The following is a 22,417-nucleotide window of genomic DNA, read 5'->3' on the forward strand; positions in this document are numbered from 1 at the left end:
AACTTAATTGAAATCTTATGGAAGTTTATGAAATATGAATGGATAGAGATAGAGGCTTATCGGGACTGGAAAAGTTTAGTAAAGTATGTCAAAAATGTGCTAAAAAAAGTCGGAACCGAATATGTAATTAATTTTGCTTAAGCACTTAACTTTTTAACGTTAGAAGAAAAAAACCGCTTACTTAATTATGTTTGGGAACAAGAGTCAAACTTCGTTTCTACTAGCACTTCAACAAACGAGGCTGACTATCGTCGCTCAATGGTTCTCTATTACTTCCCAGAATTTTCTGAATTGGTAGTCAATCGAATTAAAGCGATTCTCCCAAATGTGTTCAGAAAGCTAGGGATACCTTCTTTTAAAGTTTCCGATATTGAAAGTCAGTTAACTTCCCATAATGACGGGAATTATTTCAAAATTCATAACGATAATGGCAGCCCTGAAACTATCACTAGAGAATTAACTTATGTTTATTACTTTTATCGCGAGCCAAAACCCTTTTCTGGTGGAGAGTTACTGATTTACGACAGTAAGGTGGAAAACAATTTTTACGTACAATCAGACTCGTTTAAAACAGTTGAACCGAAAAACAACAGCATTGTGTTTTTCCTGAGCCGCTATTTACACGAAGTCTTGCCTGTGGTTTGTCCTTCTAAAGCTTTCGCAGACAGTCGATTCACCATTAATGGCTGGGTGCGTCGTCAAGTAAATAATGCGTAACGACTAAAGTCGCAGCTACACGAACAAAGACCGCCTTCGCGGTCTAATATCAAGTCCGGTTAATTGACCATTTAAAGAATTAGCCTGTCTCCGTCAGGCTACGTTTTTGTAGCTGCATCCTCCAGGGTCTAGGTAAATTCTGGTAAACGTAGAATACTCCCAGTGTATACGCGACGAAAAAACGCATACTATAAGGCTGATGTGCATTTGGAAATGCACATCAGCTTAGTTATCTTCTGGGGATGGATTAAAGCAGGAATGCTTCCAAATGCGAACCTTTTTTACCGTTGGGGTTTGATAATTTGGCAGGGTGTTTTCACGCATAAAGTAAATAGAAAAGGTATCAAGCTGCTGTGACCCTTGGTGTTGAGTATTCCAGTTGCGGCAAAGATATCGCCCATAGTAAAGACGATATTTGGAATTGTCCTTGCTCCAAATATTCATCATGTATTTGCGCCAACGCTCGTTTGGATAAGTCGCAGACACAAGACGTGGTTTTTCCCAGCTTACAGGTATGCCATTTTTAAAAACATCTATTTCGGTGCCATTTTTAAGCTGACCTGGAATGACATACCAGCCATCATCTTTAAGTGGATAGGGAGCAAACATACTCCATTTTTGGTCCAATCTCAACACAAGCGTCACCCAGTTAACCACGCTTGGCAGCTTAAAGATAGAGGGAGCAATCGTCCTGAGATTCCACAAAGAGACGCAAAGCAATAAGAGGAAGGCGATAATATCTGTTAACAACGAAGAACGCACTTCCAGAGGACGAAACTTTAAAGGAGTCGTGACTTTAGAGGCGGCGCGGCGATTGTTGGCAATGATTTCGTAGGCTTTCGTACCCACAGACAACACAGGACGCCATTCCAACAAGGGAGTCAGAGGTCGAAGTAAGGGTGATAGGTGACAGACGTAGGCGATCGCTTTAAATTTGAAATGTTTGTATCCTTCCCAATCGACCACTACCCAGGAATTGTGCGTTTTCATGTCCGCGAAAATTTCCGGGTCATCCTGAGCTAAAAGCAGTGGCGTTCCTGGCAATACTAAGAAGGTGCGGAGCAGGTATACCGTCTTTTTACAGAAACCACACTCTCCGTCATAGTAGATTTTTAGTCCCTGACGTTGCGGAGTTTGCAGGCGCTGGGAGATCCCATTCCAAAACTCGCTAGGGATGAAAACCAGCCAAGCGATCGCGCTGATAAAGGGAAAAAGACCGAGGGTTAGTCCTAGTCCAAAACCGAGATGTAACAGGATAAATGTCGCCACCGCACACAAGCGGAAAAAGCTGGTACGGATGGGGATGAACAGTAAAAATGGCCCTAATAACTCAATCCCCAGCGTGGTGTAGGTTAAAAAGACGAGCAGTGGCGGCGGAAATCCTAAGAAAAATTGACCGATGGGGGTCGCAAACTGATCGATGCTCAAGGCATAATAAACGGCGCTGCCTTCTTTCCACCAGATCGGATCGGACTTCAGCGCCCATGTAAACCAGTAGACAAAACAGATTTGTAGTGTCAAGGCGACCGTTGCACCGGACAAAATACGCTCTGGAAAAGCTTTTGAGGATGAATTAAGGGCGCTATCTACCGAATAAGATGCCCCTAACGGCAAAAACATTGCCCAAAATAGCAACAAGCGAAATTCGATGTCCCCCGCACTGAGTACCATCGGGTTTCGACTATGAAGGGAAACCAAGAGTGCCCAGGAGACGATGGTGACAAATCTTGTCCGATAACCGATTAAAAGTGCAAAGGCAATAAATCCAGCAAATAAGAATAGAAAACTTTGAAATAAAGCTTGTCCGCTGAATAAATGTACTGACCAGAACCAAGGATTTAAAAATTGTTCAATCAGTGGGGCGCGGGGAAGGATGCCAAAATCAGTGTAGTGAGCTTTGAGATCCTTAGAACGATTAATCAGATCGGTAACGACGAGCAACGCTAGACCGATGCGAAACAACGCGAGCGATCGCAAGTCTAACCCAAACACTTCCTCTAGCTTCCTCTCAAAGCCACTTTTAAATTTTTTCTCCTTGGAGAACATAGAACGTTAGCCCCTTAATTGACAATTCGGTTATAACTAAAATCCCTATAAAAGTCGCCAAAATCGCCATTCATTATCCAAATTACAGTGCCACCGATACAGAAGCACCTTGTTAGCAAAAATTAGGGTTGGAAGTTCAACTAAACTTCCAACCCCCATCGCTTACCGAAACAATGACTATTCAATCAATGAATGGTTTAGTTAGATTTCCGACGGCGCACTACTCTCAGTCCTCCAACCATTAAGGCTAGAGCTGCCACAGTGCCTGGTTCTGGTACCTTTGTTGAACCACCATTATCGCCGCCAGTGGTATCGCCGCCGGTGGTATCGCCGCCGGTGGTATCGCCGCCAGTGGTATCGCCGCCAGTGGTATCGCCGCCAGTGGTATCGCCGCCAGTGGTATCGCCGCCAGTGGTATCGCCGCCAGTGGTATCGCCGCCAGTGGTATCGCCGCCAGTGGTATCGCCGCCAGTGGTATCGCCGCCAGTGGTATCGCCGCCAGTGGTATCGCCGCCGGTGGTGCCGCCGACAATAGTACCACCTAGCAATTTGTCACTCCCAGCGCCAGCATTTACCTGCTGGAAGCGAACTGCCGCCTGAAGGGTGTTATTTTGAAATCCAGCCAGGAATTGGCTTTCAAGTGTGGCAGCAACAAGGTTTGTACCACTTAATAAAAAGCTGACAAACGTATTGCCGCCCTGAGGAAGGGCACCATTAGCATTGCCACCTTCAAAGTTACCGTTATCAGCAACACCAACGCTAAAGTCACCGACTTGATTACTAAAAGGGGTAAAATTAACGTTTTGTAACAGTGTAGGGAAGAAACTGCTGCCTATGTAGGAGTTGCTAACTACGGACAAACCTTCCAGGAGATCGAACGCAACACCTGTCAGTTTAGACTGAGTGGCTCCAGCGCCGAAAATACTTTGACCAGTAGTGTTGGTGATATCCAGCCCAAGCCGAACGTTGTTTCCTTCCTGAATAAAACTGAAGTCTACAAAAGCTGATGCGCCAGTGGCAGGGTTATTAGAAGATTGACTGGTGGAACCAAAAGATATGCCGAAGGCTTGTGCCGAGCTTGGTACTAGAAAAGAGGATGTAATAGCAATGCCAGCTGCTGCTAAAACGGAAGGTAAAAATGAAGTTACTTTCATCGATGAAATCTCCTTGGTTAAGACACAAGATTAAATTGGCGTTTGTAGATAATGCTTTTTCTTTAGCCCTGCATATTTCACGCTCAGCTAATGTACGCAATATATCAGTGGCTCCTCTAAGCCACAATAGATTCTCAGTAGTTTCTCGATATCTTTAAATAAAATGGCAACGCTCTTTATCGCTACTTCATGATTCTACTGATGAAGATTTTACTTAGTTTATTTACCTAGTTAAAACGAAGCAGTTTGTTAGCTTCTAATTTAAAGCAAGGTGTTTATACTGAGGCTTTATAATAAATTTATATAAAAATAGATTAAGTTTATAGTTTCTTAAAATTAAATATCAGGGTTTATACGTAACTTATTGATAGCTTTAAATAAATAGGCATTTTTCTTTATCGTTACTTTACAATCTATGAGGATTCCACGTAAATGATTGATGCTTTTTAAGAAGGCGATCGCTGTTTTTCACTGCGAGATTTAAAGCGTTTTCATCGCTTACGCCATCCTCAAACAGATAGAACACCGCAGACTCGTTTGAGTTCCCACTCATGTTGTGTATTTAAGCCCAGATGATTCTTGCGTAGCCAGTTCTGGCTACTTACAATCGGTTGCCGAGGCAGTTTCTAATACGGTTCACGAAGAAGCTAAAAATTCAAAGCAAAGGTAGGTTGAATTAAGGAGCCATGCTAACAAATGCTTCTGTGTGTTGGGTTTCGTTCCTCAACCCAACCTACAACTACACGAAGATGGCGCGATCGCTCACACCGATCCGGGTGCTAAAACGATCCCTCAGCCTGCTACAGAGGGTGCCGTCTTGATTCAGCGGCATTGTAGGGAAAACCATTGTGTAAAAGTAGCATTCCACACTAATTGATTAGCGATTTACCGCTTAATATTGATTCGCAGAGATTTCTACAACAAATGCTGTAAGAGTGCTGGGCACGCGATCGCGCGTCGCAGCCTTGCACTCTACTTCCTTACTCCTTGGCACCATTTACAGGCTTTTAAGCGTTAATCTACAGCTCCAGATGCTTTGAGCGATCGCGCGATTTCCCGGTTTCGATTCATTTGGGCGATCGCCAAAGCCGTGTAGCCACCCCGGTTCTTCAAATTCACATCCGCACCAGCTTTCAGCAATACCTGCACGGCATTCGCATGACCCCGCTGGACCGCCCACATTAAAGCAGTCGCACCAGCATCATCCTGAAGATTGATATCCGCTCCCAACGAGAGTAGCCCTTGCATCACCCCCGCGTGCCCCTGCTCAGCTGCCTTGATTAGCGCACATTTCCCGTCGTTGGTTCGTGTATTGGGCTTAGACCCACCCTCCAGCAGCACTTTCACCGTGTCAGCGTGCCCCTGCAATGCTGCCACAGTTAACGCTGTCTCACCCAGATTCCCCGCGTTAGAATTCGCGCCCTTTCTTAACAGAGCTTCCACAATCGCCGTCTGACCATGCAATGCTGCCACCATCAAAGCGGTATCGCCCAGCTTATTTCGCGACTGGACATCCACCCCTCGGTTGAGGAGAATTTCTACAACATCAGCATGACCTTCGACAACGGCAAAGTTTAAAGCCGTCTCATCATCTTTATCTTTGGCATTGATATCCGCGCCGCGATCGAGTAGCGCCGTCACAATATCCGTGTTAGCGATCGCTGCCGCAGCCATCAGCGCCGTTGAGCCATCCGAGTTTTGAGCATTCACATCGGCACCGCCCTCCAGCAATGCTCTCACTACCTCCGGATGAACTCGATCGATTGCGAGAGTTAAAGGGGTTTCACCTTCTTTGTCTTTCGCATTCACATCAGCGCCATTCGCTAACAACCGCTGAATCACTTCTAAACGACCAAACTCAGCAGCTTGTATCAGGGGGCTTCTGCCGTCCTTGGTTTCGGCATTCGCATCTGCCCCTGCGTCTAACAAAACCTGCACTGTGTCAGCGTGTCCGAGTCCAGCAGCAAGAAATAAGGGAGAGACGCCATCATTCTCTCTCCTCCCATTCACCTCAGCACCGGCATCTAACAAGGCTTGCACCACCCTAGTTTTGCCCTCCTGCGCCGCCAACATCAAAGCCGTATCCTCAACGTTGTCTTTGACATTGACTTGGGCACCCGCATCCAGCAAGATTTGCACCACGTCAGCATGACCTTTCAGCGCCGCCACCATCAGCGCTGTGCTGCCATCCTCGTTGGCGGCATTCACATCAGCTCCTTTGGCGGCTAACATTTTAACCACGTCAATCTGATTCGCTGCCGCCGCTATCATCAAAGCCGTCAGACGATATCGTTGTCTAAGTTGATTGACGTTTGCACCAGCGTCCAGTAGAAGTCTGACAATCTCGGTGTAGCTGTTCTGGGCGGCAAACATCAAAGCAGTGGTGCCCTCCCGATCTGTCGCACTGACATCAGCGCCAGCGGCGATTAGCGCTTTTATCCGCTGAATTTCTCCCCGCTTCGCCGCCCTAATTAAGTCTTGATTTGCACTCACCGCTGTTGCCCGATCCCCTCCGCAGCATTGCCAACTTCACCTCAAATTATACTTTTGAGAGGAGGGTGTCGCTTAACCCCCAAGCTTGGAGAGGACAAAGGTAACGAGGAAGCCAACAACGGTGATTAGTCCAGCAAAATCATGGCCTTGCTCGAAAGCTTCTGGAATCATGGTGTCTGATATGATTGCCAGAATTGCGCCTGCTGCCACGGCGGTAGTTGCGGCGATAATTTTTTCCGAGGCGTGACTGAAAATCGTATTGCCCAGAAGTGCCGCGATACCGGAAAGAATCCCGATCGCTGCCCACACGCCGAAGATATAGCGAGCTGAACGACCTGCTTTCTTCATGCCAGAGGCACTGGAGAGTCCTTCGGGAATATTTGAGAGGAAAACGGCTGCTACCGCCACCCAGCTGACAGCACCTCCGTGGATCGTGCTAACGCCAATTACAATTGATTCTGGAATGCCATCAAGCAAGGCTCCCACTGCGATCGCTAAACCGCTCCCACTCGCCTCCTATAAGAGATTTTTGTTGGTTGCCAGAGCGCTTGCGATGCTTGGCACGCTGATAATTCAGATACCAGTTTGCTCGTGTGTAGACAGCAGCACCGCTTAAGAAACCAATTGCTGTTGAATCGAAGCCACCCCGCTGATAAGCCTCATCCATTAGCTCAAAAGATAGCGTCGAAATTAGCACCCCGGCACCGAAAGCGATCACGGCTGCGATCGCTCGCGGGGAAATTCGCACAAAATATCCCAACCCGGCTCCGGATAGCAACGCCGATCCACCCACCAATCCCCAGAAACCTGCCTGTAACCAGACTGGTAACATCAGCTGCCTTCCTTCAGAAATTCCTGCCCTGCAATGTTTAGCAGATTTTCGACTACTCAATCATCTGAGGTTATGGCGCGGTAATGACGACTACCCAAAGGTAGACAGCCATTATGATAAGTTTTATAAAGTTCCTTAATGAGCCGAATCTTATGAGCTTGGAAATCCCCGTATCGATTAAACCCTGGCTTAATTTTATTCACCCCGCCTTGATGTGGGTGTTACTGGGCACATCCCTCTATGCCCTATATCTGGGCATTCTAGTCCGACGCACTCGCAATGCTGAAGGGGAAGCCAAAAAAGAGCTAATCAAAGGCAGGTTTAACGTCCGGCACTACCAAGTTGGTTCATTGCTGTTGGCGTTGATGGTGATAGGCACCCTAATTGGCATGGGCGTTACCTATATCAATAATGGAAAACTCTTTTTCGGACCGCACCTGCTGGCAGGTTTAGGCATGACCGGGATGATAGCAGTTTCTGCTGCACTCTCTCCCTATATGCAAAAAGGTCACAATTGGGCGCGTTACAGTCACATTTTTTTAAATGTTGTGCTTTTGGGACTGTTTGGCTGGCAAGCTGTCAGCGGTGTGGAAATTTTGCAAAGGATCATCAGCAAGATGTAGCCTTTGGGAGGATGCTAATGGCTAATAGCAATTAGCCATTAGCCATTAGGGATTTAGCCATTAGCCCTTTTCTTGGCTTTTTTAGGCACGGGCAAGCCCAGACTGGTATGAAAGTCTTCCTGGACTTTGGGGGTGAGAGACTTAGAAACTTGTCGCACAATTTGAGCCAAGAGGCGATCGCCCGTATTTTGAATCACAGACTTAGGCAACTTGTGAATAAACTTGGGAAACTGAATATAAACGGACAAGTCCAGATGCCACTCAACATAGGTGATCGCAGATACCTGATGTGGGGCGAATCTATCTGCCGGTACTTCCACTAATGTCATCGCCGACTCATAGTCAACGTCATAGCCTGGAGTCACGTAATTCGGAACGGGTACTGTCCGAACTCGATAAACACCTTGATCCCGTGGCAACAGTTCTAAGCCAATTTTTGGCTCCACCTCATAACCAAACGCACCAAAACGCCCGATTACCAAAGCGTAACCATTCTCTCCTAGGGGTTCTACTTGCATGGGGTGAGCGCAGCGGCAGAACCAACCGTGGTGAGTATCTAGATACTTAGCAACCGTTTCGGCATCGGCATACATCTCCATGCAGCTCTCAAAGTGAGTATGAAATCGAGTCGTTTCATTTGTACTCGCGGCTTCTATGGCTGCGTTGTCGGCATCCATGAGACTGGATACTGGATTCAACATTCCTGAGTTAACCTCAAACGGTACCTCAAACGGTTGACGATCGTAGAATTGCGACTGCATCACCTGCTCTCCTGCGCTGGTTGCCGTTTTTCTATATACAGGATGCCCACAATGGGCTGAATTGTTTCCATAGATTCTAATTCTTCAACAAAAGACGACAACGCCTTTGAGTTTCTACAATTAAAAAGTTAGAGTTTACTGCCAACCAAAAAAAATTCTCTGTCCACTCAGCATAGCTTGCGATTCTAAAGACTGGACACGGGTAATTTACGGAGAAATTAATGAAAGCATTTGTAGCAGGGGCAACGGGCGAGACAGGTCGTCGGATTGTACAAGAGCTAGTGCAGCGGAATATACCTGTTCGAGCGTTAGTTCGAGACATCGAAAAAGCTAGACAGATTCTACCAGATGCCGCTGAATTGGTAGTGGGCGATGTTTTACAGCCAGAAAGCCTCTCTTCTGCCCTAGGTGATAGTACGGTTTTACTGTGCGCCACAGGTTCTAGCCCTGGCTTAGACCCGACGGGACCCTACAAGGTGGACTACGAAGGCACTAAAAATCTAGTGGATGCTGCCAAGGCGAAGGGAATCGAGCATTTTGTGCTGGTTTCTTCAATTGGTGCTTCTCAAGTTTTGCACCCACTGAATCTATTCTGGCTAGTTCTGGTGTGGAAGAAGCAAGCAGAGGAATATATTCAGAAAAGCGGGTTGACCTACACAATTGTGCGACCGGGAGGCCTCAAAAACGAAGAGAACTCAGAGCCAATCGCTATGTACAAGGCTGACACTCTGTCTTTAAGTGGCAGCATTCCCCGTACTAAGGTCGCGAAAGTGTGTGTCGAAGCGCTATTTCAACCATCGGCTCGCAATAAAATTGTTGAAATCATTACCAAGGCAGAGGCTCCTGAAAAAAGCTGGGAGCAGATGTTTGCCAGTGTGGCCTGATTATGTTCTCAGCCATCGGGCGTTTTCTCGCCGGTATGTTTTCAGCGATCGGGAGTTTTCTCATCGGAATGCTGAGCATGACGGCGGTGCTGTGCTTGTTGCTTTATTTGAAGGACTGGGAGGAGCTACGCGATCGCGGCTTCTCCTACGGAAACTCGTCGGTGGCTCCACTGAACGGAAACGGTACCGCTCCCTTGGCAATGCAAGGGGGCGATCCTTATATCCGTGCCTTGATGCGGACAATTTCTGCTAGTGAAGCAAATGTTGCCCAGCCTTATCGGGTCATCTATGGCGGTCAGTATGTCCAAGACCTCAGCCAGCATCCCCAGATGTGCATCCCGATTGGTGTTGGCCCTAATACGGGAAAATGTTCTACTGCTGCTGGTCGCTATCAGATGCTCAACACGACCTGGCTTGAGAAGGCTCAGCGTTATCACCCGCAGCCTTCAGAATTTATGTTTTGGCACTCTTATAGCTTTGAGCCACAATTTCAGGACGCTGTAGTTTATGCGTGGCTGAGCGACCGGAAAGCCTGGAAAGTAGACATTTCCAAGTTGCTGCGTCAAGGGAAACTAAAAAAGGTGTTGCGGCTGCTATCTGGCACTTGGACAAGTCTGGGCTATGGGATAGAAACCAACTCTATGAGTGGGAAGTTGCCAGAAATTTATGAGCAAATGCTAAAAGAAGAGCTACAAACTTTTGGATAAAAAACCGACGCGAGTGCGGGTTTCCAAATTTAATCTAGTTCAGTGAACTTTAGTATTCAACACACTCTTCAGCTTGCCCTAATATTTCTTTCCCCTCATTGTTGGTAAAGTAGACTTCCTAGAAATTCATCCTGATCAGCAACGTTTTGCGGTTAGAAGAGGCAACACCTCCTTCTGGAGCTGAGGTGTTGAAAAAAATCGGCATAGCCATTACCACCAGCCCAATTAGAAAAATATGAGCGATTAAGTCAAAGGTTGTGAAACCTTTGCTTGTACTTTTTTTGAGACCGGGTAGTAAGCACAAAGCTGGGCGGTGGAGGTTCATGGCGGACTCCAAAGGAGGTGAGGTCGAACAATCTATTACTATAGATAGTTGAATTAATAGACTGTTCCCACCGTTTTTTTAAGGGACTTTTGATGAATGCGATCGCCTTTCTCCGTAGAAACCCTTGCTTTTGCTCCTTTTTTTCCGGACGTTGTTAAGTTTTTAAGAAAAAAACTTAACAACGTTTGCCAAAGCAGTGATAATTTTCTTAAGCTTAAAAGCTCCTTGAGAGCTTGATGTCAGAGAAAAACCAAGTAATTGATTAGCCAACATAAGTTTAAGCGCCTGTAAAGCTATTTTTCATAGATTTCTAAAGGTAATCCGTCTGGATCGCTAAAGAATGTAAACCGCTTGCCAGTCATCTCATCAAGTCTAATATCTTCTACCTGCACTCCTTGGTTTTTTAAATAGTAAACAGCTTCATCTATATTTTTGACAGCAAACGCTAAATGCCTCAATCCGCAAGCTTCAGGGTGACTTAATCTTTGAGGAGAATTAGGAAATGAAAAAAGCTCAATTTGATCGCCGCGACCAACTCTCAAATCTAATTTGTAAGAATTTCTTTCTTCTCTAAAGGTTTCTTGGATAATTGAGAATCCTAAAACCTCTACATAAAACTTTTTAGATTTTTCATAGTTAGAGCAAATAATCGCGGCATGATGAATTCCTATTGTTTCCATAAAATGAAATTCCGCACAACGGCAACCAATAAACTACATTTCTGATAATACTTTACTTCGGAAAAGGCAAATTAATAATTTAAACTAATTAAAGCTGCAAATTACCGTATTTTTTATAATATAAAATTGGTTTAAATAGCTATCATTTAGAATCTCGCCCCAGCCTCCTACCTAAAAGCGGAGGCGGGGTATTTATCATTTTGTTTGTAACATATAAATTTCTTAGCTTTCCTTTTTAAGCCCGATTGAGCGAGCGTTAAGGCAGCGCCTCAAAACCCAAATGGTATTTAGGGTAAGCATTACCTTAACAAATATTATTGAATTGATACAGGTTTAGCTAAAAACTGGCTAACTTTGTCAAAAAATACTCTTGGATTTTCTACATGAATATTATGCCCACAATTACTAATTAAATTAACCTTAGCTGCTTTACACAGTTTCGCCATTTCTGAGTTAATGATTCTAAACTTGTTATCATATTCACCCACTAGCAAAAGCATAGGGTTTTGGTTTTGTTTGAGCGCTTTCCATAAAGAAGGTTGGCATCCAGTACTCAAATTACTTAGGGACTTAGCCAATTCAAAGGGATTATTTTGTAGCCGAAACTCTATTATCTGCTCAAATTTCGGATGTTTTTTGAGAGAAACAAAAAGCGGCTGATGATACCAATTTGTTAAAAATTCTGAAAAATCAATCGTTACTAATTCCTGCGATAATTCTAGATCCCGCTGGAGTCGCTTCCATCGTTCCTCTTCGGTCTTCAACCCAGGAGATGCCGATTCCAAGACAACTTTAGGAAAACGTTCGGGGAAATGAAGGGTCAAATATAAAGCCAATCGTCCACCCATCGAATAGCCAACCAAAAAACATTTTTCAATGCTTAACTGTTCTAGCAGGTTGAGCAAAGCCTGGGCAGTATTTGCCATTTCATAGCACTCGTCTCCACCCATAACCTTAGTTTGTCCATGACCTGGAAGGTCAACAGCAAGACAACAAAATTGGTCAGACAAAAATGAGATAACTTGATTAAATTCGTTGCAGTCACCCATAAAGCCATGTAAAAACAGGATTATCGGTTTATCTGCGCTACCGCTCAAAGAATAGTGAAATTGATAATCAAACGTCATCCTCTACAACTGTTTGCTCAAATCTGATTTGCTTAATCGTAATGCACGTCAGGATAGCGATCGCATCCTCTGTCACCAACACTATCAGTTGCGATCGCTATCCTGACTGGAGCTGCAAGCAATGCAGTAGAATTTATGCTGCTCTATTCGTTGGAAATTCGGACTCCGGAATTAGGAAGCTTTTGCTATCCCTGTGTACAGAGGCAATCGAACCGGGTTAACCGTGTGATCGCTTCCTCCAGCTTCTCCAACATAGTGCCACCAATAAAAATATTAATATATCTTATTGTTTTTATTTTTTATATTAAATTTTATTATTTTTTTTGAATTATGCTGCGTTTTTAAAGTAAATATTAGGCTAATAAAAGTGAATATTATGACAAAAACTACTAACTATTGCTATCTCATTAAATTTACATAATCAAGATTTTTTGGTATGTATTTAAATTTTATTGTTTTATTCACTGATTATTGTTATTTCTGGGATTAATTTTTTAATAATTTTTTTAATCAAAAAACAAAGTAATTATTCTATTTTTTGCATTTATCAAAATATATTGATATAAAAATCAAATTTATTTTTATTCGTCAATAATACAAATCGTTGATTCTATCAAGTCAAATAAACTAAGAAAGCAATTTATGTTAATAAATGCCGATAATTTATAATTCTGCTTAATTTATTTTGAATTGATCCCCGTTAACTCGACAACCTGTAAAAGCTGTTTAAGCAGAGTTTTATACAATATTGTGATAAATAAAGGTTTACGTTTAAAGCCAATTGCCAATCTATCGCATAGCTAAACATTTTCCATGTGTAAGCAACTTAGGAGGTGAATCAAAACGTATACAATGTTTAGAATTGTATGGCTTTCATTGTCAAAAAAATTTAAACTCGCTTTTTTACATTTAGTAAAATAAACAATAAAACTATATTATCTAAAGGCTCTTTATTAAAAGAGCTTTAACAAAATTAAAAGTTGTAAAAATGTAAAAATCGTACTTCTATCTATGCTAAAAAATACCTCTAAAAACATTGAATTATGTAAATTTGAGACATCAATATTTACAAGCATTTGAGAGAAAAAAAATTGAAGGATCGCGAGTCCTTTCCTAAAGAGATGAGGCAGCAGCTAGCTTCTTACTTGTGGTACTCTCACAAATAGTTGAGCTGAAAGAATTTGCGAACTTTTCATAGTAGTTGCCTTTATGTCTTCGCGTCTCTTGAGCAAAAATCTCAAATCAGCTCTTCCCGGCGTGTCGTAGATGTTCGCTTCTTCATTTCAGCCACAACCGCCACCCCGTCATGATTGTCGCTGTGGTTTCAGATATCAATTTCATAAACTGCCGAGGGAATAATCATGCCAAAGATAGAATTGACAATTAGGCAGGTAATTGACTTAGTTAAACAACTGCCACAGGAGGATCAGTCCATACTCTTGGATACCCTCGCCTCGGAAAGAAAGATGAATGGCACAGATAGGTTAACAGAGAAAGAGCAGCAGATGCGCGTCTTGAGTGCTGAACGGGGGCTGGATTGGGACAGCTTGAGTGAAGACGACCAAGAGGTGCTTGTTGATAAGTTGCTGCACAAGCATAAGTAAATCCCTAGCTAGAGCGTTGTTTTCGATAGCAATGTTTTTTTCTGGCTTCCACGCAAAGGGAAGCCAGTTTCGCAAAGGGAAGCCAGTTTTTAATCTAACTAAACTAAGGCAAAAATCGATCCAAAGCTTCTTTTAGCTTTTCAATTTCAACTTCAATATTGCCTTCTTCAGCTGCGCGGGCAATACACTCAGTTAAATGTTCATCCAAAATTATCCGCGCCACCCGATCTAGGGCACCCCGCACAGCAGCAATCTGCACGAGAACTTTGGGGCAGGATTCGCTTTCCTGCACCATATTTTTGATGCCTCGGACGTGTCCTTCAATCCGAGACAAGCGATTAACAACCCGCCGCAGTGATTCTTCGCTGTGGACATGATGATGGGGAGACTCTTCATCCCCATGCTCGTGGGTATGTGAACGACCGTGGACGGGCAAGGTTTCGTCAGTTAGCGGATTCGATCCAATCATGGAGAGTCAATAAGGCAGCATTTGTATTCCACATCGTAGCCTATTTAAGTATCTGCTCTTCTAGAGATGAAAAATTGTACTACACTCCACTTCGTGCCCCTACGCTAATGTGTCGCCTCAAAGAATGCGTCTTTATGTTTATAGAAATTTGAGATGTAGGGAAAACCGCATCAGTGCTTGAGCCTAAGTTCAGTCGTTTCACCTGTAAAAATAACTATAGGGATATTTTTGTTACCAGATAGATCATCACAAAGCTAGAAAATTGATGCTATGCAATTTCCAAAGTTTTTTCGGTTTCTGCGTCAAGTCAGTACCTATGTAATTGCCACCTTTCTAGGAGGCATTTTGGCGTTTGGCACTTATCGTGTCTTGCCGTCTCAGGCTGGCCCTGCTCCCAAAGAAGTTGCACTTACTCCAGGGGCATCAGAGCTGGTAGCGCAAAGCAGTATTTCTAGAATTCCCAATACTGCTGCAACTGGCAGTTTTGTCACCGCAGCGGTGAATCGGGTAGGAGCGGCAGTCGTCAGAATTGATACCGAGCGCACAGTCAACCGTAACATCGATCCGTTGTTTGACGACCCCTTCTTCCGGCGTTTTTTTGGTGAAGAGTTGCCCAGAGGGCCGATGCAAGAGCGCCTACGCGGTCAAGGCTCTGGTTTCATTATTGACAAGAGTGGGATTATTTTGACAAATTCCCATGTGGTCAATCAGGCGGATAAGGTGACTGTCACCCTTAAGGATGGACGCACAATAGAGGGGAAGGTACAAGGTGCCGATCCGGTAACGGATTTGGCGGTGGTCAAAATCGATGGAGGTAGCGACTTACCCGTGGCACCTCTTGGAGATTCTAACGAAGTGCAAGTGGGTGACTGGGCGATCGCAGTCGGCAATCCATTAGGATTGGATAACACTGTCACCTTGGGAATTATCAGTACCCTTAAACGCTCCAGTGCCGCTGTGGGGATTCCTGACAAGCGATTGGATTTCATTCAAACCGATGCAGCGATTAATCCAGGTAACTCCGGTGGACCACTCTTAAATCAACAGGGTGAAGTAATTGGCATCAACACGGCGATTCGTGCTGACGCAATGGGGATAGGCTTTGCAATTCCGATTAATCAAGCCAAAACAATTTCTGTTCAGCTGGCGCGTGGAGAAAGAGTCGCTCATCCCTATCTCGGCGTTCAAATGGCAACCCTAACGCCCCAAGTAGCGGCTGAAAACAACAGCGACCCCAATGCTCCCCTACAGGTGCCAGAAATCAACGGGGTCCTAGTCGTGCGAGTGTTGCCAAATACCCCAGCTGCCAAAAGTGGAATGCGCCGGGGGGATGTGATTTTGGAGATTGATGGGCAACCCGTGAAGACTGCCGCCGAGTTGCAGAGAATTGTCGAGAATAGCCGTGTCGGTCAGGTTATACAGATGAAGGTGCAGCGCGCCAGCCAAGCGACATCCATTAGCGTCCGCGCTGGTGAATTGCAAGAACAGTCTTAATTAGTGCTGAGGGCTGAGAGGTGAGGACTGAGTGCTTGAGACTTGAGGATTGAGTGAATTAAAAGTAAAAAGGAATAGAGAAGAGAATATTCTCTTCTCTATTCCTTTTCTAAGGTCTGCAACTTTTTCTTAACTTTCTTAACCCCCTTTTTAAGGGGGAGAAATACAGAAAGTTGCACACCGCGGTTACTACTTTTTGTCTCCTCTTTCTACTCTCTCTTCAGTTCTCGGTACTCATTACTCTCTAGTCGTCGTCCTCAAAGTCGTCGTCATCCTCAACATCGTCAATGAGGTCGTCGTCATCATCAAGAACTGGAGAGATAGCGCCGCCCATTCCATAAGTAGGCCGTTCTTCAAATCCAAGACCTGGGCTGTAAGCACGAGCTGTTCGGTCATCCAGCACCACGTCCAGCGCGTCCTCCTCAACATCCAGTCCGGAACCGAAGCCAGATGCTGACATATCAACATCTGAGCTGATGCTGTCCTCATAGGCATTGAACCCGGTTCCTGCCGGAATCAGTCGCCCAATGATCACATTCTCCTTCAGACCGCGCAGCCAGTCAGATTTGCCTTCAATTGCTGCTTCGGTGAGAACCCGCGTCGTTTCCTGGAAAGATGCCGCAGAAATAAAGCTATCTGTATTCAGCGATGCCTTGGTAATCCCCAGCAACATCGGCGTATATTGCGCCGGTGCCCCGCCAGTAATTGCCATCGCTTCATTCACTTGCTCAATCTGCCGCAGTTCCACCAACTCTCCCGGCAGCATCGTGGTGTCGCCGCCATCATCCACCCGGACTTTCGAGGTCATCTGGCGCACAATCACCTCAATATGCTTATCAGAAATATCAATCCCCTGAGATTGATAAACCGACTGCACTTCATTCACCAGGAAAGTCTGAACCTTCTGCAACGCCATCAGCGCCGCTTCGTAGACTCCCATCGTTTCCCGGTAATGCTCAAAGAAAATCTCTAGAATTTCATGAGGGTTGGCAGGACCATCGGTTAGCGCCTCCGCAGTCTCTACAACCATGTCATCTCCCACAATGACGTTCTGTCCGGGGCCGAGGGGATAGTCAGCCACGACGCCGTCCGATTCAATGACTTTAATCTCCTCTGCGTCCTGCTGAGGTCCGTAAACGACCTGAGCCGTTCCCGAACGCCGTGCCAAAATACACGCTTCTTTTGGCTTCCGGGCCTCCAGCAGTTCTTCAATACGTGGCAAACCTTGGATGATATCCCCAGTTTTCGCCCGCTCAAAGACTAGCAGCACTAGGTTGTCACCCCGCTGCACCAAGTCTCCATCATCGATATGCAAGACGGCTCCGGAAGACACGCGATAAGGACGAGCCAGACGCATCTGGATCGAATCCTCCAAGATGGCGGAAATTTGACCCGACTCTGGGGCAAGTACGCCAGAGGCGATCTCAGTCCCTGCTACTAACAGCGCTCCCACTTTTACGGTGGGTTTAGCGCCTTTCGTATCAACACTTATCCGGTCGGTATCCCGAACCAGCAGCACCCGGCGAATCGAGGCTTCTCCAGCGCGAATCCCCCGGACTTCTCCGGCATCCTTGCACTGAATTTCCGTGCGAGCCACAACGGCTCCTGGCTCGATCTGCTGACCGTCAGTCACCATAATCCGTGTATGGGTACTGCCAGAAAGTGGATCTGCCGCTGTATCCCGACGAATCACCAGAGATTCCGAAACCAAGAGCTGTAAACGCATTTCTGAAGTCCGAGGCGAAAGTTCAGAACTTACGGTTGAAAGCGCGGAGCTTTCTTCGTCGTCCTTGCCTTTTGCTTCAACTCCCTTTCCTTCAATTGGCAGCAACTCAATATCCGCCGCCAGTAGTTCTAAAGCACCAAGGCTCTCGGAACTGCTCTCACTTTCAGCTCCATAGCCAATTTCCAGAACCAATTGCGTCCGCAGCAGTTCCAGCCCTCCGATGGACTTCACCCGTTCCCCATCTTTGTAAGGAAGCCGCTGAACTGCCCGCAGCTCAATCTTGTAACGCCCCCTGCCAGAAATAGAAGCTTGAGACGGTACGCTCGGCTCATCCGGAACGTGAAACTCAGTCACTGGACGCAGCAACAATGCAGGGCCTTCAGGGGTTTCCACAAATTCGGTATAGCGCAACTCGCTAACCGTTAGCCCTGGCATAACTTCCTGCCCCGGATAGAACAGCGATCCATCTGTTCCCATAACTGCTTCTGGGTCATCGACCAAATGTAGTTCACCGGGCTTAATCACGATTTCCCGTAGGATATCGTTTTTCTGAGTTACTTCCACTATCCCAGCTGTTTGACAGAAGATATCTTTGACGACCTCTGTCATGGCTTCTACGTATTGACCGTCTTCCACTTGCAGGAGGGAGATATCCTTGTTCACTTCATGGGATTCTTCTGGAATCCACAGCAAGGTGCCGCCTTTGATGACTTCGTATCCTTGTTTTGCCTTGGCTTTTTTGGCAACTTCCACACCGGCGTATTTGATAATTCCCCCGGTCTGGGTGTTATAGCGATCGTCAATTAAGTCGGCTACTACCTGGTGGTTTTGAACTTTTGTCCCTGGGGTGGCCTTCAGGGAAAAGCGCTGATTGTCGGCGGTATAAATTACATAATGGTCGCGGCCTTGAGTCGCTTCCATTCGCACCCGTGCTTGGTCTAGCAGCACGCTAGCGGTGATAATTTCAATTTCTCGTCCCCGCGAACCAGCGTCATCAGCTTTTAGCCGGACGACACCACCATGCTCGCTCACCAACTTGGTTTCTGCGAGTACGTCGTTGCGATCCACCACTTTACCGTTCTGCACGACGGCTTCGGCACCTGGAGGTAGGTTGTAAACTTCTCCAGACAAAATCCACAACAAACCACCCCGCGCCGCAATCCGGGTGGTGTTCCCCTGGCGGTCGGTTTTTTCTTCTGGAAGCAGACCTTCAAACTTCACTTCGCCTGCCAGGTCAGTGGTAACGTCTTTGGCGGCTTTTTCTGTATGGGCGCGAGTGGAAGAAGCGATCGCAACTTCACCCAATAGCTGTTCTGCCGTTACCGTGCTGCCATTGACACAGTACAGGGTGGAATTTTGAGTGAGCGGAATCGAGATTTGCTCCTGAGTGCTGTCTACCGGATCGAGAATCAATTCCGCATTGGTCGATTCCACCAGCAAGGCATCTTCCCCGTGCCGCGTCCGCAGTCCCCGCGTCCGCATCCCTCGGCTGAAGCGCACTTTGGCGGTCATCGGCGCACGGACTTGTCGCGCCACTTCGCCAGTGAAGACGCCGCCAGTGTGGAACGTCCGCATGGTGAGCTGGGTGCCTGGTTCGCCAATCGACTGAGCGGCAATAATTCCCACCGCTTCCCCCAGATCCACGAGATGTCCGTGGGCGAGGCTCCAGCCGTAACAATGTTGACACACGGAACGGGCGGCTTCGCAGGTCAGGGGCGATCGCACGAAAACTTCTTCTATCCCAGCCTTAACAATGTTCAGCCCCATTTCTTCTGACATCGGCTGATTGCGGGGCATGACCACTTCCCCCGTGGTGGGATGAACCGCATCTTCTACTAAAACGCGACCCAGCAGGCGATCGGACAAAGGAATCAGCACCCGATCGTCCGAAGTCATGCTGCGTAAGCGAATCCCTCGCTGGGTGCCGCAGTCCACTTCCCGAACAATTACATCCTGAGACACATCCACCAGGCGGCGGGTAAGATAGCCGGAATCCGCTGTACGTAGAGCGGTATCTACCAATCCCTTCCGTGCCCCATAAGACGAGATAATATATTCCGTGACGGTCAAACCTTCCCGAAAATTCGTCTTAATTGGCAGACCAATAATCTCTCCCTGGGGGTTTGCCATCAATCCACGCATTCCCACCAGCTGACGCACCTGAGAAATATTTCCCCGCGCCCCAGAAAACGCCATCATATAGACCGAATTCAGGGGATTTTTTTGTCTAAAGTTGCGAACCACCTCATCCTTTAGGGCTTCGCTGGTACTATTCCAGGTATCGATAACCTTTTGGAAGCGCTCCACCTCGGTGATTTCGCCCCGCGTGTAGCGTGCTTCTGTAGAGCGAATTTCAGTTTCGGCAGCGTCCAGCAACTGCCGCTTAGAATCCGGCACCTGCAAGTCATCCACACTAATCGAGACACCCGCTTTAGTCGCGTAGTGGAAGCCCAAATCTTTCAGGCGATCTGCCATTTGGGAGGTGCGGGCACTACCGAAATGCGTAAATGCCCAGGCAACCAGTTTCTTCAGTTGCCCTTTGTCCACCATCCGATTATGAAAAATATTTTTGATTTCTGGTTGCTCTGCCATAAGTTAGGACTGAGGTATAAGGACTGTTAGCGTAGCGGCGCTCTACTCGCAAAACGAGTATTTAAAGAAGACTGAGCAATGAGGCGTATTCGCGTAGGGCCATTCAACTCGCGGACTGAGCGAACACAGAACAAGCCAACACAAAACACCGGAGCGAGGACGTGAGTGAGGAGGAAAGTCAAAACTCTTTGCCCAGCCCTCAATCACTCCGTCCTCAACACTGATTTATATTGCCAATGCCTCTTGAATCGTCTTATTGTAGATAATTCGACCGGGCGTCGTCCGAATGTATTGGGTCAAGACGTTTCCTTCCTTGTCTTGCCGCACTCGACGGAAGTTGTAGGTTGTCCAGACGGTGCCATCAGCTAAGGTTTCCACCTTTTCCGGCTCCGCATCCGGTTTATCATTCTCTACTATCCCGTCAAAGCGCACCCAGATGTAGGCGTGTAAATCTACCGCAGACTGCTCATAGGCTAAGAGCGCATCATCCAAGCTGGCGAAATAACCTCCAGCACCCTTGGTCGCTGCTGGGTTTTCTGCCGTTAGGTAATAGCAGCCTAATACCATGTCTTGGCTAGGCGTTACAATGGGTCGGCCCGTCGCTGGAGAGAGGATGTTATTAGAAGCCAGCATCAGTAACCGCGCTTCTGCCTGAGCCTCCAAAGAAAGCGGTACGTGAACCGCCATCTGGTCGCCATCGAAGTCCGCGTTGAACGCCGGACATACCAGTGGGTGCAGCTGAATTGCTCGACCTTCTACCAGAATTGGCTCAAACGCTTGAATCCCTAAACGGTGCAGCGTTGGTGCCCGGTTTAGCATTACCGGGTGTCCGGCAATTACTTCCTCTAGCACGTCCCACACAGAGGCATCCCCGCGCTGAATCAGCTTCTTGGCTGCCTTGATATTATTGACTAGTCCGCCGCGAATCAGCCGGTGAATTACAAACGGTTGGAATAACTCAATTGCCATTTCTCGTGGCAAGCCGCATTGGTGGATTTTTAGCTTTGGTCCCACCACAATTACAGAACGTCCGGAGTAATCCACTCGCTTACCCAACAGGTTTTGCCGGAAGCGTCCCTGCTTACCTTCAATAATGTCTGACAGAGATTTCAGGGGCCGATTATTGGCACCTACTACCGTCCGTCCCCGACGACCATTATCAATGAGCGCATCCACTGCTTCTTGCAACATCCGCTTCTCGTTGCGAACAATGATTTCCGGTGCCAAGATTTCTTGGAGCCGTGCTAAGCGGTTGTTGCGGTTAATTACCCGACGATACAAGTCATTCAAGTCAGAAGTGGCAAATCTGCCGCCATCCAGCTGCACCATTGGACGCAAATCTGGCGGAATTACCGGAATCACCGACAGCACCATCCACTCTGGCTTAGAACCAGTCGCGATGAAGTTGTCAATCACTCTCAAGCGCTTAATCAGTTTCGCCCGCTTCTGACCCTTAGCATTGGCAATTTCCTCTCGTTGGGACTCAGCCTCTGCTTCCAAGTTAATGTCCTGCAAGAGACGTTGCAGCGCCTCAGCACCAATTCCCACCTCGACACCTTGCAGGGTAGAATCTTCGCTATAGAGCTGCTCCTCAATTTCCAGCCACTGATCTTCCGTCAGCAACTGCTTGTAACTGAGATTCTCCGCGTTGCCAGGACTGAGTACCACATACGCATTGAAATAGACAATCTGCTCCACATCCCGCAGGGGCATATCCAGCAGAATCGACATATAGCTGGGAATGCCCTTGAGATACCAAACGTGAGCCACAGGTGCCGCTAGCTTAATGTAGCCCATACGGTGACGACGCACCCGCGATTCTGTCACTTCTACGCCGCAGCGTTCGCAGACAATACCTCTGTGGCGCACCCGCTTGTACTTGCCGCAGTGGCATTCCCAATCTTTTGCGGGGCCAAAAATGCGCTCGCAGAAAAGGCCATCCATTTCTGGTTTGAGCGTCCGGTAATTGATCGTTTCGGGTTTCGTAACCTCACCCACCACTTGACCATTGGGCAGGTTTCTTTGCCCCCAGTCCTGAATTCGCTTTGGCGATGCCAGAGCAATTTTGACGTAGTCAAACCGCTGTTCTAGCTGATGTCTCATCTGTCGCTGCGCTCCAATTAAAAATTAAAAATGAAAAATTAAAAATTAAAGAATTCCTAATTTTTAATTTTTAATTTTTC

General features: G+C 46.7%; 17 protein-coding genes and 3 pseudogenes. 9 read left to right on the forward strand and 11 right to left on the reverse strand.

The features are described 5' to 3' along the window. Both NC997_RS26185 and NC997_RS26190 read left to right on the forward strand, forming a co-directional pair. A pseudogene (locus NC997_RS26185) lies at positions 1-141 on the forward strand (IS630 family transposase); the annotation flags it as partial. A 6-nt stretch (positions 142-147) separates the two neighbouring features. After that, positions 148-717 (forward strand): annotated as a pseudogene (locus tag NC997_RS26190) (2OG-Fe(II) oxygenase); the annotation flags it as partial. 225 nt (positions 718-942) lie between these two features. Here the strand turns inward: NC997_RS26190 and NC997_RS26195 are convergent. Both NC997_RS26195 and NC997_RS26200 read right to left on the reverse strand, forming a co-directional pair. Next, entirely contained in the window at positions 943-2,763 is a 1,821-nt protein-coding gene (locus tag NC997_RS26195; RefSeq protein WP_190525579.1) for an HTTM domain-containing protein, read from the reverse strand. A gap of 197 nt (positions 2,764-2,960) precedes the next feature. Next, a complete protein-coding gene (locus NC997_RS26200; protein ID WP_190525580.1) occupies positions 2,961-3,917 on the reverse strand; it encodes a PEP-CTERM sorting domain-containing protein in 957 nt (318 codons plus the stop codon). A gap of 706 nt (positions 3,918-4,623) precedes the next feature. Between NC997_RS26200 and NC997_RS26205 the strand changes: the two genes are divergently transcribed. Then, the gene (locus NC997_RS26205) at positions 4,624-4,794 is read left to right on the forward strand and encodes a hypothetical protein (RefSeq protein WP_190525581.1); all 171 of its coding nucleotides are present in this window, start codon (positions 4,624-4,626) and stop codon (positions 4,792-4,794) included. Positions 4,795-4,931: 137 nt separating this feature from the next. Here the strand turns inward: NC997_RS26205 and NC997_RS26210 are convergent, their stop codons facing one another. Both NC997_RS26210 and NC997_RS26215 read right to left on the reverse strand, forming a co-directional pair. Further along, the gene (locus tag NC997_RS26210; RefSeq protein WP_190525582.1) at positions 4,932-6,410 is read right to left on the reverse strand and encodes an ankyrin repeat domain-containing protein; all 1,479 of its coding nucleotides are present in this window, start codon (positions 6,408-6,410) and stop codon (positions 4,932-4,934) included. 72 nt (positions 6,411-6,482) lie between these two features. Continuing rightward, positions 6,483-7,242 (reverse strand): annotated as a pseudogene (locus tag NC997_RS26215) (ZIP family zinc transporter). 152 nt (positions 7,243-7,394) lie between these two features. Here NC997_RS26215 and NC997_RS26220 point away from each other — a divergent pair. Next, a complete protein-coding gene (locus NC997_RS26220; RefSeq protein WP_190413972.1) occupies positions 7,395-7,865 on the forward strand; it encodes a DUF4079 domain-containing protein in 471 nt (156 codons plus the stop codon). Between the two features lie 53 nt (positions 7,866-7,918). On the opposite strand, the gene NC997_RS26225 is transcribed toward NC997_RS26220, so the two are convergent. After that, positions 7,919-8,542 carry a DUF1997 domain-containing protein gene (locus tag NC997_RS26225; protein WP_347275925.1) on the reverse strand — a complete coding sequence of 208 codons (624 nt, stop codon included), beginning with the start codon at positions 8,540-8,542 and terminating at the stop codon, positions 7,919-7,921. A gap of 305 nt (positions 8,543-8,847) precedes the next feature. On the opposite strand from NC997_RS26225, the gene NC997_RS26230 reads away from it, so the two are divergent. Together NC997_RS26230 and NC997_RS26235 are read left to right on the forward strand one after the other, a co-directional pair. Further along, a complete protein-coding gene (locus NC997_RS26230; protein WP_190525583.1) occupies positions 8,848-9,510 on the forward strand; it encodes an NAD(P)H-binding protein in 663 nt (220 codons plus the stop codon). A gap of 2 nt (positions 9,511-9,512) precedes the next feature. Next, on the forward strand, positions 9,513-10,217 hold the full coding sequence (locus tag NC997_RS26235; RefSeq protein WP_242031283.1) for a glycoside hydrolase family protein: 705 nt from the start codon (positions 9,513-9,515) through the stop codon (positions 10,215-10,217). Between the two features lie 118 nt (positions 10,218-10,335). Here NC997_RS26235 and NC997_RS26240 read toward each other — a convergent pair whose 3' ends face one another. From NC997_RS26240 to menH, 3 genes are all read right to left on the reverse strand, one after another. Next, on the reverse strand, positions 10,336-10,542 hold the full coding sequence (locus tag NC997_RS26240) for a hypothetical protein (protein WP_190525584.1): 207 nt from the start codon (positions 10,540-10,542) through the stop codon (positions 10,336-10,338). A gap of 293 nt (positions 10,543-10,835) precedes the next feature. Continuing rightward, on the reverse strand, positions 10,836-11,222 hold the full coding sequence (locus NC997_RS26245) for a VOC family protein (protein WP_190525585.1): 387 nt from the start codon (positions 11,220-11,222) through the stop codon (positions 10,836-10,838). 314 nt (positions 11,223-11,536) lie between these two features. Continuing rightward, positions 11,537-12,349, reverse strand: a complete 813-nt coding sequence (gene menH / locus NC997_RS26250; RefSeq protein WP_190525586.1) for a 2-succinyl-6-hydroxy-2,4-cyclohexadiene-1-carboxylate synthase — start codon at positions 12,347-12,349, stop codon at positions 11,537-11,539. Positions 12,350-12,390: 41 nt separating this feature from the next. Here menH and NC997_RS26255 point away from each other — a divergent pair, with 41 nt between their 5' ends. Then, the gene (locus NC997_RS26255; protein WP_348257836.1) at positions 12,391-12,570 is read left to right on the forward strand and encodes a hypothetical protein; all 180 of its coding nucleotides are present in this window, start codon (positions 12,391-12,393) and stop codon (positions 12,568-12,570) included. 1,140 nt (positions 12,571-13,710) lie between these two features. Then, positions 13,711-13,953, forward strand: a complete 243-nt coding sequence (locus NC997_RS26260; RefSeq protein WP_190525587.1) for a hypothetical protein — start codon at positions 13,711-13,713, stop codon at positions 13,951-13,953. A 103-nt stretch (positions 13,954-14,056) separates the two neighbouring features. On the opposite strand, the gene NC997_RS26265 is transcribed toward NC997_RS26260, so the two are convergent. Next, the gene (locus NC997_RS26265) at positions 14,057-14,422 is read right to left on the reverse strand and encodes a metal-sensitive transcriptional regulator (RefSeq protein WP_190413957.1); all 366 of its coding nucleotides are present in this window, start codon (positions 14,420-14,422) and stop codon (positions 14,057-14,059) included. A gap of 270 nt (positions 14,423-14,692) precedes the next feature. Between NC997_RS26265 and NC997_RS26270 the strand changes: the two genes are divergently transcribed. Next, entirely contained in the window at positions 14,693-15,916 is a 1,224-nt protein-coding gene (locus tag NC997_RS26270) for an HhoA/HhoB/HtrA family serine endopeptidase (protein WP_190525588.1), read from the forward strand. A 244-nt stretch (positions 15,917-16,160) separates the two neighbouring features. On the opposite strand, the gene NC997_RS26275 is transcribed toward NC997_RS26270, so the two are convergent. Both NC997_RS26275 and NC997_RS26280 read right to left on the reverse strand, forming a co-directional pair. Further along, entirely contained in the window at positions 16,161-20,234 is a 4,074-nt protein-coding gene (locus NC997_RS26275) for a DNA-directed RNA polymerase subunit beta' (protein WP_190525589.1), read from the reverse strand. A gap of 225 nt (positions 20,235-20,459) precedes the next feature. Then, the gene (locus NC997_RS26280; RefSeq protein WP_190425180.1) at positions 20,460-22,337 is read right to left on the reverse strand and encodes a DNA-directed RNA polymerase subunit gamma; all 1,878 of its coding nucleotides are present in this window, start codon (positions 22,335-22,337) and stop codon (positions 20,460-20,462) included. Positions 22,338-22,417 lie beyond the last annotated feature (80 nt).

This window comes from Trichocoleus sp. DQ-A2 (assembly GCF_039961915.1).
Lineage (GTDB): Bacteria > Cyanobacteriota > Cyanobacteriia > Cyanobacteriales > FACHB-T130 > FACHB-T130.

Bases quoted from the DNA above. Each gene is read 5' to 3' on its own strand.
- NC997_RS26270 (WP_190525588.1), top strand. From the start codon at position 14,693: ATGCAATTTCCAAAGTTTTTTCGGTTTCTGCGTCAAGTCAGTACCTAT.
- NC997_RS26200 (WP_190525580.1), bottom strand. From the start codon at position 3,917: ATGAAAGTAACTTCATTTTTACCTTCCGTTTTAGCAGCAGCTGGCATT.
- NC997_RS26280 (WP_190425180.1), bottom strand. From the start codon at position 22,337: ATGAGACATCAGCTAGAACAGCGGTTTGACTACGTCAAAATTGCTCTG.
- NC997_RS26255 (WP_348257836.1), top strand. From the start codon at position 12,391: ATGCACGTCAGGATAGCGATCGCATCCTCTGTCACCAACACTATCAGT.
- NC997_RS26235 (WP_242031283.1), top strand. From the start codon at position 9,513: ATGTTCTCAGCCATCGGGCGTTTTCTCGCCGGTATGTTTTCAGCGATC.
- NC997_RS26240 (WP_190525584.1), bottom strand. From the start codon at position 10,542: ATGAACCTCCACCGCCCAGCTTTGTGCTTACTACCCGGTCTCAAAAAA.
- NC997_RS26260 (WP_190525587.1), top strand. From the start codon at position 13,711: ATGCCAAAGATAGAATTGACAATTAGGCAGGTAATTGACTTAGTTAAA.
- menH (WP_190525586.1), bottom strand. From the start codon at position 12,349: ATGACGTTTGATTATCAATTTCACTATTCTTTGAGCGGTAGCGCAGAT.
- NC997_RS26265 (WP_190413957.1), bottom strand. From the start codon at position 14,422: ATGATTGGATCGAATCCGCTAACTGACGAAACCTTGCCCGTCCACGGT.
- NC997_RS26220 (WP_190413972.1), top strand. From the start codon at position 7,395: ATGAGCTTGGAAATCCCCGTATCGATTAAACCCTGGCTTAATTTTATT.
- NC997_RS26230 (WP_190525583.1), top strand. From the start codon at position 8,848: ATGAAAGCATTTGTAGCAGGGGCAACGGGCGAGACAGGTCGTCGGATT.
- NC997_RS26225 (WP_347275925.1), bottom strand. From the start codon at position 8,542: ATGGATGCCGACAACGCAGCCATAGAAGCCGCGAGTACAAATGAAACG.
- NC997_RS26195 (WP_190525579.1), bottom strand. From the start codon at position 2,763: ATGTTCTCCAAGGAGAAAAAATTTAAAAGTGGCTTTGAGAGGAAGCTA.
- NC997_RS26275 (WP_190525589.1), bottom strand. From the start codon at position 20,234: ATGGCAGAGCAACCAGAAATCAAAAATATTTTTCATAATCGGATGGTG.
- NC997_RS26245 (WP_190525585.1), bottom strand. From the start codon at position 11,222: ATGGAAACAATAGGAATTCATCATGCCGCGATTATTTGCTCTAACTAT.